At 47.6% G+C, this 10,582-nt stretch carries 13 protein-coding genes and 1 pseudogene; 8 read left to right on the plus strand and 6 right to left on the minus strand.

The window, feature by feature from the left end:
* From NTW12_07330 to NTW12_07360, 7 genes are all read left to right on the plus strand, one after another.
* The coding region (locus tag NTW12_07330; protein ID MCX5846155.1) for a GNAT family N-acetyltransferase at positions 1-219 on the plus strand (219 nt) is incomplete at its 5' end.
* Positions 220-251: 32 nt separating this feature from the next.
* A complete protein-coding gene (locus NTW12_07335) occupies positions 252-1,826 on the plus strand; it encodes a hypothetical protein (GenBank protein MCX5846156.1) in 1,575 nt (524 codons plus the stop codon).
* Positions 1,827-1,890: 64 nt separating this feature from the next.
* Positions 1,891-2,715 carry a hypothetical protein gene (locus tag NTW12_07340; GenBank protein MCX5846157.1) on the plus strand — a complete coding sequence of 275 codons (825 nt, stop codon included), beginning with the start codon at positions 1,891-1,893 and terminating at the stop codon, positions 2,713-2,715.
* Between the two features lie 163 nt (positions 2,716-2,878).
* Positions 2,879-3,274: a transposase gene (locus NTW12_07345; GenBank protein ID MCX5846158.1), complete on the plus strand. Its 396-nt coding sequence runs from the start codon at positions 2,879-2,881 to the stop codon at positions 3,272-3,274.
* A gap of 165 nt (positions 3,275-3,439) precedes the next feature.
* A complete protein-coding gene (locus NTW12_07350) occupies positions 3,440-3,892 on the plus strand; it encodes a nucleotidyltransferase (GenBank protein ID MCX5846159.1) in 453 nt (150 codons plus the stop codon).
* A 121-nt stretch (positions 3,893-4,013) separates the two neighbouring features.
* Positions 4,014-4,262, plus strand: coding sequence for an AbrB/MazE/SpoVT family DNA-binding domain-containing protein (locus tag NTW12_07355; protein ID MCX5846160.1), 249 nt, complete (start codon positions 4,014-4,016; stop codon positions 4,260-4,262).
* Positions 4,263-4,598, plus strand: coding sequence for a type II toxin-antitoxin system PemK/MazF family toxin (locus tag NTW12_07360; GenBank protein MCX5846161.1), 336 nt, complete (start codon positions 4,263-4,265; stop codon positions 4,596-4,598).
* A 217-nt stretch (positions 4,599-4,815) separates the two neighbouring features.
* Here the strand turns inward: NTW12_07360 and NTW12_07365 are convergent, their stop codons facing one another.
* The 6 genes from NTW12_07365 to NTW12_07390 all read right to left on the minus strand — a co-directional run bounded on the left by NTW12_07365 (position 4,816) and on the right by NTW12_07390 (position 9,554).
* Positions 4,816-5,373 (minus strand): 1-acyl-sn-glycerol-3-phosphate acyltransferase, encoded by a 558-nt coding sequence (locus NTW12_07365; GenBank protein ID MCX5846162.1) that lies wholly within the window; start codon positions 5,371-5,373, stop codon positions 4,816-4,818.
* A gap of 26 nt (positions 5,374-5,399) precedes the next feature.
* On the minus strand, positions 5,400-6,050 hold the full coding sequence (gene pdxT / locus NTW12_07370; GenBank protein ID MCX5846163.1) for a pyridoxal 5'-phosphate synthase glutaminase subunit PdxT: 651 nt from the start codon (positions 6,048-6,050) through the stop codon (positions 5,400-5,402).
* A 6-nt stretch (positions 6,051-6,056) separates the two neighbouring features.
* Positions 6,057-6,938: a pyridoxal 5'-phosphate synthase lyase subunit PdxS gene (pdxS, locus tag NTW12_07375; GenBank protein MCX5846164.1), complete on the minus strand. Its 882-nt coding sequence runs from the start codon at positions 6,936-6,938 to the stop codon at positions 6,057-6,059.
* 129 nt (positions 6,939-7,067) lie between these two features.
* On the minus strand, positions 7,068-7,847 hold the full coding sequence (gene hisF / locus NTW12_07380; protein ID MCX5846165.1) for an imidazole glycerol phosphate synthase subunit HisF: 780 nt from the start codon (positions 7,845-7,847) through the stop codon (positions 7,068-7,070).
* Complete coding sequence (gene hisH / locus NTW12_07385; GenBank protein ID MCX5846166.1) at positions 7,837-8,472, minus strand: imidazole glycerol phosphate synthase subunit HisH; 636 nt, start codon at positions 8,470-8,472, stop codon at positions 7,837-7,839. The genes hisF and hisH overlap by 11 nt, the downstream gene beginning before the upstream one ends.
* A 137-nt stretch (positions 8,473-8,609) precedes the next feature.
* A complete protein-coding gene (locus tag NTW12_07390; GenBank protein MCX5846167.1) occupies positions 8,610-9,554 on the minus strand; it encodes a TIGR01212 family radical SAM protein in 945 nt (314 codons plus the stop codon).
* Between the two features lie 99 nt (positions 9,555-9,653).
* On the opposite strand from NTW12_07390, the pseudogene NTW12_07395 reads away from it, so the two are divergent.
* Positions 9,654-10,547: pseudogene (locus NTW12_07395) on the plus strand (FAD-dependent oxidoreductase).
* Positions 10,548-10,582 lie beyond the last annotated feature (35 nt).

A 10,582-nucleotide genomic window follows, 5' to 3' on the forward strand; every position in this document is an offset into this window, starting at 1 on the left:
ATGAATGCTCAAGGATGTTGTCTCGTGGGACACCCGGATTACTACAAGAAATTCGGGTTCAAGAACATGTCTGGACTTGTGCATGAGGGAGTGCCACAAGAGGTCTTCTTTGCTCTACCTTTCGACGGGCATACTCCGCAGGGCAATGTCGCTTTCCATGAAGGGTTCAAAGCGGATGGCCAACAAGAGGGTGCAGGCGACGCTTTACAGCGCGCCTGACCATTGGCGTTACGCGTAAAATTAAAGAACATATGACAACAGAAGAACAAACCACAGGCCGCCTAAGACTCAACTTGCCGAGTCATCTTTTCTTGTTTTCTTTGTTAATCGGTTTGCTAACGCCCTTTATTGCTCGTCTTCCGAGCGTACCAGTACGTGGATGGGAATGGTTTATTGATTATTTCCCTGGGCTCACAGGTCTTCTCTTCTTCTCGGCTTTCAATATAATTCCAAGTGCCGCATGGTATGCGATAGGAAAGGGGAGCAAGAGAGCGCCCCTTGCATTTTGGTTTTCAGTTGCAGGCGGGGTTGGCTTCCTTCTTTGGGCGCACGGTTCCGTCAATCTGAGTTCAAGTTCCACAGCGGCAATAGCTTTGTTATTTATACCAGTCTATGCCGTTGGCACCATACTTGTTAGCTTTGCTTTGGGCCTTATTGTCCATGCCCTAGTAAAAGTTGATCGTATGCGTGTATGGATCGTCTATATCGCTGGGGGATTAGCCGTTGTTATTGGCGCGGGAACTGCGTTACACGACTCACGCTCCATTGTTGCGCGTGAGTCACGCTTTCCATTTACAGCGGTTGCAGATATGCCGCTCGAAAAGCACCATGTTTACGGAAGCGATTTCATGGGGCGGGTAGAAGTTCTTGCTTTTGGCAATTTTGATGGTATGCCGGGAAACGAAATCATAGCGCTCGGAGCTACCAGCATTACACTGCTACAACCAGCGACCTATGGAGTCCGATCAAAAACTGAATTTAAACAAGAAGACTGCGATGGATGCGTCCATATGTATCCCTATCTGGTGCCTGATGGTAAGGGGAGCATCCTCGTTTCAACAAGCAATGGAGTTTCAGACATTCATGGACGTTTGCTTTGGGTATGGAAGGCCAGTGGCTTTAGTCGCGTAGTTCCGATTCGGTTTTCCGCTCCAGAGCCTAACTTTTTTACATATCAAAACACCGATCATGTTGTACTTCATAATGCTGCTGGCAAAATATTGTGGAATAACAAGCTACCAGTATCCGATATTGGAAGATATGAAACACCGGAAGGCGAACAACTGCCATTCGCAATAATAGGTTACGAAAAATCCAGTGAACTAAAGATATTTAACCAAGAAGGAAAACTGCATAAAACCATAAAACTTCCGGAATGGGCCTCGCATGTTGAAGCGGTTGCTTGGCCTAGCCGCGGTCATCTTCTTGTTGGGGCCGGGGGCTGTCTTGGTGTTTTGGATCCGAACGGTAAAGAGGTGTTAAAACACGTTATTAAGGGCACTTCATTTAACCCATATCATGGCCCGAACGGGACAGGGGTAAAATTTAGCCCAACAGAGCCCCCGTATCTCGCAGTCTTAAGCCACGGAAGTTCAGGCTACGCCCGTTCTGTTCTGTTAATTTTTGATCCCAAAGGGAATCTTGTCTGGCAGGAAGAACTAAAAAAACTATCAACCATTATTGCTGTGCCAGACGAGGACGGTTTAAGCGAGGTGCTCTTGGTTGGCGGTATGGATGGAGTCATTGAGTACAGACTGTCCAAACAGGCATCGCTTAACAAGACAATTCAGGCGACGGGAAGAAGCGCGGCGGCGCTGAAGCGGTAAAGCTATTGGCCTGTGCCTGATTTCTGTCGTTAACCCAAGATAAAAGAAGATCGGAAATATAAGAATGAGAACTGGCTCACACCAAAAAGCACATTCCACAATATCGTCAGTAGTTCTTGTCATAGCGTTGCTATTGGTTACAGGGTGTTCTCTTGTCCAACATTCTATAGCGGTGTTGAGATCAACGGACCATTTTATTCCGAGTGGAAATGATAACAGAGTTCTATTTGAACCAGGTGCCGAGGGTTATGCCGAAAAAGTTGCTTCCTTTCTTCCTTCAGCGATTCAGCAAGTAGAGGAAAAGCAATATCGTCATTTTGTCGAACCAGTCCGTGTGTACGTTTGTGGATCAAGGGAAAGCTTCAAGAAGTATTACGGCGCTGATGTACCTTCAGGGGTGTTGACAAAACTGTTTCTATCTCCTCGTATATTTGAATATGGTGATGAAATTGCGAAAAAGTATCTGACGCATGAACTGTCACATTTGCATTTACATCAGCAACTTGGTGTTTACAAGATGAGTAAACTACCTATGTGGTTCAAGGAAGGATTGGCAACTTATGTTTCAAATGGTGGAGGTGCTAATTTAATATCACAGAAACAAGCCATTGAGTTTATACGATCGGGGAAATATTTTGTTCCAAACAAAGCGGATGGGTTCATTTTCAAAAAAACACCCAGCGATTTTGGTCTTGAACCGCATATGTTTTATCGCCAAAGCATGATGTTTATAAGTTATTTGGCGGCAATAAACGAGCTTGGATTTCAAAAGCTTCTCTTGTCCGTCGAAAGTGGTGAATGTTTTTCCACTGTGCTTCAATCAGCATATAATGAAAAACTTGAAGAATTGTGGGATGGATTCTTGCGAGGAGTTAACAAGGAGGGCTAACAAGATCAATCCAGCCGATCGCTACGCTCCGGCTGATTTTTTCGTTGAGCCTGTAGGAAAAGGGTAATAAAGAAGGTAAAATGATTGTAAATAGGGGCATTTTATTGTAATGTTGCGACAACATTGGCGTTGGTAACCGCTTAACCATTCACCGAGGTGTTGCATGGCACGTTACAAACCCTATTCATACGGACAAGGTAAGTTCATCCCCATCCATTTCGAGAAACAAATCCTCCCGGGCACCTTTGAATACTCCCTGAATCATCTCATCGACCACGAGCTTGATCTTACCTTTTTTGACGAACGCTATAAGAACGAAGAAACCGGTGCACCCGCCTATGACCCGCGCATTTTGCTGAAGATTGTTCTTTTTGCGTACTCCCGGGGAATCGTTTCCAGCAGAAGGATTGCCCAGGCGTGTGAGGAGAACATTATTTTCATGGCCTTGAGCGCCGATACGAGGCCGCATTTTACCACCATCGCCGATTTGATCAGGATACTACAACCCCCGAATATACCCCTCGGCTCCTCTGGCTCACCTTTCCGTTATGAATTTTAAATAAACACTGGAGTAATTTTAATATGAACATGAACAGAAAATTGGTAAAGAAAATTAATATGAGTGAAGAAGTAGACGATGGACATGTTCAAGCGGAAAAAAATGAATTAATCTCAATGATTTGGGAAATTACGAAGGATAATTGGGCATTTGTGAGAGGGCAAGATGTTAAACGAAGATTACAAAGAGATGTTGCAACTATTGTTAGAAGAACACGTTGATTTCATGATTGTCGGTGCATATGCTTTAGGAACTCATGGATATCCGAGAGCTACCGGGGATATCGATATTTGGGTAAAACCAAATAATATAAATTCAAAAAAATTATACAAAGCATTAGCACGATTCGGCGCTCCTCTTGATCAAATTCGGATCGATGAATTTTCAACTGAAGGAATTATTTTCCAGATCGGTGTGATTCCTCGTAGAATTGACATCATCACGAAGATTGATGGGGTTACATATGAAGAAGCTGATGAAGATAAAATTATTGTTGAAATTGAAGGTTTAAAAATACCCGTTATATCTTTAGAAAAGCTCATCAGAAATAAAATGGCGACAGGAAGAGAAAAGGATGAACTTGATATAAAAACATTAACAAAAAAGAAAAATTCATAACCTCTCACTGGTACGGACGCAAAACAGCCGCGCCACACAGTTCGGGCGTTGGCCTGAAAATATTTCTTGACCATTTTTCTCACAATGGCTATACTTCGTATATACATTGGGAGGTAGTCACATGCTTGCAAAAATTCAAAAATGGGGAAATAGCCAGGGACTTCGTCTTACCAAAAATCTTCTTGCGGATGCACAGCTTGGTATCGGTGATGAGGTGGATATCAGCGTAAAAGACGGCATTATGATTGTCACACCAGCTCAAAAAATACGAGGGCGGCACAAGCTTAGGGATCTTGTAGCGCGTATTCCTGAGAGCTACCAAACCAGCGAAGTTGAATGGGGCGAGCCGGTGGGCAAGGAGGCTTGGTAAATGCCTGCCTATATCCCCAGACAAGGGGACATCATTGCGATCACGTTTGATCCACAATCAGGTCATGAACAGAGAGGGCGGCGCCCAGCTTTTGTTGTTAGCAAGGACCTGTTCAACCAAGGCACTGGTTTGGCTATAGTGTGTCCAATTACAAATACAGAGCGTAGTTTCCCCTTTCACATACCTATTCCAAAAAACAGTAAGCTTAAGGGCTTCATAATGGTCGAGCAAGTCAAATCTGTCGACTTTCGATCTCGCCGCGCAAAACGTATCGAACACGGTAGTGATGAGTTGCTGTCAGAAGTGCTTTCCATTCTGGATGCCTGCATCTATTAATCGGCCAACGTGGCACTTCACCCGACAGCGAGGGCCTTTCGGCCCTCGCTGCAGGTGAGCTTTTCGTTAGGCCGGTGAACTGCTGAACGCCGCAAGGCATTATTTCCAGGGTGGGACAAGAAACGCAATAACAAGAATTTGATAGGAACTTCCTTGCCTCTTTTAGTAGCGACTGCAAAGAATGGTTTCATTCGTCACCAACACGTCATGGGTTAGACTACCGATGAGAGGACGATGTAATATCCAGGGGGAATCGATATCCGGCCTTCTCATAGAGATCCCGTATCCTGATCAAGTCTTCAATTTTGTCTTCACCCGGAATAATTTCGGCCAGCCAGCGGGCCTTTTTATTTTCATTATCCATATACCAGCATATGATGGAAACATTAGCGGCCCTGGCGATATGCCAGAATCCGGTTTTGATGGTCGGCACCTTTTTACGAGTTCCCTCAGGCACGATTGCCAGAAGAAACTCATTTCTTGTGTTGAAAAGTTCCACCATTTGTTCCACAACACCCTGGGACGCACCACGATTGACCGGAATCCCGCCGAGGGGTTTGAGAAAAAGAGACATGGGCCAGAAAAACCATTCTTTTTTTACCATGATATGGCCAGTTCTTTTGATGATCCGAAAGGCCGTGAAGGCCCTTACGGCATCCATGTTGGAGGTATGGGGAAAACCGATAATCACGTGCTTGCTGGAAAAATAGGACGGGAGCGGCTCTAAGCGCCAGCCCATCAAAAAATAGAGGAACCGTCCCACAAGACTCATCATTTGTTTCACATGAGATTCCTCTGACTTCATTTCCCCGTGATTCGGGTGTAACGGGTCCAGCTTGTGCTGTTCCAGGCAGGGTCTACGGTGGGGATTTTCCTGTCATCATAGGGAGCGAGACCGCATTTTCTGGCAAAGTAGCGGTGGAAGGCAATACATCCCGTCAATTCGGGATGAAAAACGGTGACCAGCACGTCGGGGCTTTCCGCGGCGGCAATGTAGTTATCCATGTGAAGCAGCACGTTCACCCCTTCGCCCGCTCTTAAGATCCTGGGCGCCCTGATAAAGGTGAGAGGGATGGGCTGTGGCGAGACCTGGGGAATACAAGCTTCGGACACAAAACTGTCAAGCTGGCTCCCGAAGCTGTTTCGCTCTATATCAATATCGATAAGGCCGAGATAGGCAGGCTCGCCGACAATGGCGCTCGCCAGGAGAATCGCCCCGGCGCATGTTCCCCAGATTTTCATTCCCCGCCGGAATTCGCTCAGAATGACCTCTTCGATACCGAAGATACGTATCAGGCGGGAAAGGCATGTGCTTTCACCGCCGGGGATAATCAGGCCGGCAAGATCCCGAAAATCAGCAGGTTCTTTAACCGCCACGCCGTTAATGCCTAAACGCTCCAGATGATCGAGGTGTTCAACGACTCCTCCTTGCAGATTAAGGACGCCGATCATTTACAATTACCATCCCCGCCCCGCTAAGAGCTGCCCCTCAGGGATTGCGGATATTTCAAGCCCCGGCATTGCCTCCCCGAGGCCCATGGAGGCCTCCAACACCTTGGCCGGGTCATTGTAGTACGCCGTTGCCTTCACGATCGCGCGGGCGCGCACTGCCGGATTTTCCGATTTGAAGATTCCGGAGCCCACAAAAATTCCATCACACCCTAACTGCATCATCAAAGCCGCATCGGCAGGGGTTGCGATTCCGCCTGCGGCAAAATTAACCACCGGCAGACGACCCAGCTCCCGCACCTGGACGGCAAGTTCATAGGGCAAGCCGTTTGCCTTGGCGAAACCGGTAACTTCCTCCAGGGGCATGCCCGCGAGCTGCCGGATTTCACGGTTTATCGTGCGGATGTGGCGGACTGCCTCGACGACATTACCTGTTCCGGCTTCGCCCTTGGTGCGGATCATGGCGGCGCCTTCTACTATGCGACGCAGGGCTTCTCCGAGATTGCGGGCGCCGCAGACGAAGGGGATGGAAAATTGTGTCTTGTCAATGTGACATTCTTCATCGGCGGGGGTTAATACCTCACTCTCGTCGATATAGTCGATTTTCAGCGCTTCCAATATCTGGGCCTCGACAAAATGACCGATCCTTGCCTTGGCCATCACAGGTATTGATACGGCCTTTTTAATCGCCAGTATCATAGCAGGATCAGACATCCTGGCGACACCGCCCTGTGTGCGAATATCTGCCGGAACCCGTTCCAGGGCCATTACGGCAACTGCCCCCGCTTCCTCGGCTAGCTTCGCCTGTTCTACGTTGGTCACGTCCATGATGACGCCGCCTTTTAACATTTGCGCCAACTGAACATTCAGTTCGTATCTTTTTCTGTCCACTTTATTTTGCCTCCCTGACCGGTTAGTAATCTTTGCCGGTTTTTTATCTATGAGTGTTTTTAAAAAGTTTTCAAATTACTATAGTATCATCCGGGAGAATAATCAAGGGGGATGAATTGGATTTAACCATCACCAGGTCATTCTCGTTTTTACGTCATGTTCTTGTAAGTACGTCTTAATTTCCGTAATCGTGTAGGTTCTATAGTGAACCATTGATGCAATCAGAGCGGCATCGGCCTTTCCACGCGTAAGAACATCAACGAGGTGTTCCGGTTTTCCCGCTCCCCCCGAGGCAATGACCGGTATGTGAACGTTCGTCGATATGAGATGCGTCAGATCAATTTCATACCCTTCCTGCGTTCCGTCGGCGTCGATGGAATTCAGGCAGATTTCTCCTGTCCCAAGGTTTTCCGCTTCTTTGGCCCACCATAGCGCATCGATTCCGGTATACACCCGCCCGCCATGAATCACGACTTCATAGCCAGAGGGGATTTTGGTACCTTGCTCCACCTTCTTTACATCCATTCCCAGGACGACGCACTGACTGCCAAATGCCCTGGCGCCCTCATAGATGAGGGGCGGATTTTTAACGGCCTCAGAGTTGATGCTTATCTTTTCGGCCCCCGCAAGGATGACACGTCTCATATCTTCAACCGTGCGAATGCCGCCGCCCACCGAGAAGGGGATGAAAATAGTCTCCGCTACCCTTCTTACTACGTCGATCATGATGTCGCGCCCATCGGATGAGGCCGTGATGTCATAAAAGACGATTTCATCGGCGCCCTGCTCATAATACTCCCTCGCTGCATCCGCAGGATCGCCGATATCGATGTTGCCCTCGAATTTGACACCCTTTGTGAGCTGCCCGTCACGTACATCCAGGCAGGGAATGATCCGTTTACTCAGCATCCCGACCTCCCCACCGGCAGAAATTGGCCAGAATCTGAAGTCCCGGCCTTCCGCTTTTCTCCGGGTGAAATTGAACGGCCACTAGATTCCTGCGGGCTACCGCAGCGCAGACACGCTGTCCATAATCGGTCCAGCCGATAACCCATGTATCATCATTGGGAGACGGATAATAGGAATGGACAAAGTAAAATTCAGATCCTTCGGGAAGCCCCCGAAAGACAGGGTGATCCTTTTGAAAGGCCACACGGTTCCATCCCATGTGGGGAATTTTAAGGGGCATCCCGTCTTGCTGCAGTTCCTTCGGGAATCGCTTAACAGTACCCGGGATAATACCAAGGCATTGTGTGTCATTTTCTTCGCTATATTCAAAGATTACCTGCGTTCCGAGGCAAATTCCCAGTATTGGTTTTCCTTTCTCTACCCATTCCGGTATCCATTGGTCCAGAGATTTCTGCCGGAGATTGGCCATTGCTTCACCTGCCGCTCCGACGCCGGGAAAAATAATATGGCTGGCCTGGCTTAATATTCCGGGATCATCGCTGATCTGACAGGACACGCCGAGATAATTAAGGGCCCGTGCCACACTGGTCAGATTCCCTGCCCGGTAATCAACAATACCTATCATGATACTTTTTTAAACCTCGCATACCTTTATCTGTCATTCCCGTGTAAACGGGAATCCAGTATTTTTAAATAGTTGCATCTTTCTAAATCAAACATTTTCCTATTAGCAAAATATATACCTGATTAATTTTTTACTGATTAACCATTCTTTACATAACGAATTCCCTGATAAGTATTCCTTTTTTCCAGTTCTCTGTCAATTGAATTCAATACGTCCATCTTGTTGACAGCCCACTGTGGCGCCAGAAAAATTTCCCGGTAACCATCCGCGGTCAGCCGTTGAATTACCATTTCCGGCGGCAGGATTTCCAGGATATCGCATACAATCCGAACATAATCGTCCTTTTCCAGCAAAAAAAGATTCCCCTGCTCATAGAGATCGCCCATTTTTGTTCCCCTGAGGGCTAAGAGGAGATGGATTTTAATCCCATGAATCGGGAGGGCTGCAAGTACCCTCGCCGTTTCAAGAATATCTGCCCGCGTTTCCCCAGGCAGGCCGACGATGATATGGGTACAAATGTGTATATTTTTCCCCGAAGCCCTCTTCACGGCATCGAGGAAGTTTTCTGCCGAATGCCCCCTGTTGATAAACTGCAAGGTTCTGTTGTGGATCGACTGGAGGCCCAATTCCAACCACACGTGGGAGTGTTCCGCATAGTCTCGAAAAAGGTCAAGGACATTATCGGGAACGCAATCCGGGCGTGTTCCCACCGACAGACCGATGACATCTTCCTCCGACAGGGCTTCATCATAGAGTTCTTTCAATTTCTCCACCGGTCCGTATGTATTGGTAAAGGTCTGGAAATAGGCGATGAATTTTCCTGCATTTCTGTTTTTTTTATAATATTCCCTGCCCCGGCGGATCTGCTCAGTCACAGAAGGAAGTGGGCCAGCCTGCCGCAGGCGCGAACCGCGGCCGTCGCAGTAGATACATCCCCCCGTCGATACAGTACCGTCCCTGTTCGGACAGGTAAATCCCGCATCGATCTGGAGCTTATACACCCTGAACCCGAAACGATTACGCCAGAAGCTCTTTAGATCGTAATATCTTTTTGTGTTGTTCCATAATTCCGGTTTTGACACAGAAAACTCTTTTTTGTTGTAATTTGTAAACCGATGCTATTATATACAATGTAGTAGGAATTTCAATCATTATGAACTCACTGTAATGGGGTTAAGCGTTTGCAAAGAAATTACGATGTTATTGTTGTCGGGGGTGGTCATGCCGGCTGTGAGGCTGCCTTGGCGGCGGCACGGATGGGTTGTTCCACGATCCTGTTTAATATAAATCTGGATTCTATTGCTCTTATGTCGTGCAATCCGGCTATCGGCGGTTTGGCCAAGGGCCAGCTTGTCAAGGAAGTCGATGCCTTGGGTGGAGAAATGGGAAAGATCGCCGATAAAACGGCCGTCCATTTTCGTCTGCTGAATGCATCGAAAGGACCCGCCGTTCAATCCTCACGTTTCCAATGTGATAAGCAGCTCTACCGGCTTGCCATGAAGGCTGTTGTAGAGAAGGAAAAAAACCTCCATCTCAGGCAGACACTTATCGATCGCATCGTCGTAGAGAATGGCAGGGTTATCGGTGTAGAGGATCATATCGGTGTCTTTTATCGCGGAAAGGCTGTTATCATAACAACAGGGACTTTTTTGAACGGTTTGATCCATGTTGGAACCGTGCATTACCCGGCAGGGAGGGCCGGCGAAATGGCTTCTATTCATCTGGCAGAATCACTGAGAAATCTGGGTTTTGAGATGGGCCGTATGAAGACGGGCACACCACCGAGATTAAGGGCTTCCTCAATCGACTTCTCAAAGCTTGAACGCCAGGACAGCGATCCCGACCCGGAACCGTTTTCTTTTACTACGGAAAAGCTGCGGGAAGAGAGGCTTCCTTCGTATTTTTCCTATACAACGAAAGAAACCCACCAGCTCATCAGGGAGAATATCATGCTTTCCCCGCTCTATTCAGGAGCCATCAAGGGGATCAGCGCTCGCTACTGTCCTTCCCTGGAAGATAAGGTGAAGCGTATCTCCGATAAGGACAGGCATCCCGAAGTTCTGGAATTTGATGGGCTCTAAACGGAAGAGATATACTCCAAAGGTCTGGG

It is taken from the genome of Deltaproteobacteria bacterium, assembly GCA_026388545.1.
Classification (GTDB): domain Bacteria; phylum Desulfobacterota; class Syntrophia; order Syntrophales; family UBA2185; genus JAPLJS01.

Excerpts from the sequence above, each read along its gene's own strand:
- NTW12_07345 (MCX5846158.1), top strand. The coding sequence starts at position 2,879 with ATGGCACGTTACAAACCCTATTCATACGGACAAGGTAAGTTCATCCCC.
- hisH (MCX5846166.1), bottom strand. The coding sequence starts at position 8,472 with ATGATAGGTATTGTTGATTACCGGGCAGGGAATCTGACCAGTGTGGCA.
- NTW12_07340 (MCX5846157.1), top strand. The coding sequence starts at position 1,891 with ATGAGAACTGGCTCACACCAAAAAGCACATTCCACAATATCGTCAGTA.
- NTW12_07360 (MCX5846161.1), top strand. The coding sequence starts at position 4,263 with ATGCCTGCCTATATCCCCAGACAAGGGGACATCATTGCGATCACGTTT.
- NTW12_07350 (MCX5846159.1), top strand. The coding sequence starts at position 3,440 with ATGTTAAACGAAGATTACAAAGAGATGTTGCAACTATTGTTAGAAGAA.
- NTW12_07335 (MCX5846156.1), top strand. The coding sequence starts at position 252 with ATGACAACAGAAGAACAAACCACAGGCCGCCTAAGACTCAACTTGCCG.
- hisF (MCX5846165.1), bottom strand. The coding sequence starts at position 7,847 with ATGCTGAGTAAACGGATCATTCCCTGCCTGGATGTACGTGACGGGCAG.
- NTW12_07355 (MCX5846160.1), top strand. The coding sequence starts at position 4,014 with ATGCTTGCAAAAATTCAAAAATGGGGAAATAGCCAGGGACTTCGTCTT.
- NTW12_07365 (MCX5846162.1), bottom strand. The coding sequence starts at position 5,373 with ATGATGAGTCTTGTGGGACGGTTCCTCTATTTTTTGATGGGCTGGCGC.
- pdxT (MCX5846163.1), bottom strand. The coding sequence starts at position 6,050 with ATGATCGGCGTCCTTAATCTGCAAGGAGGAGTCGTTGAACACCTCGAT.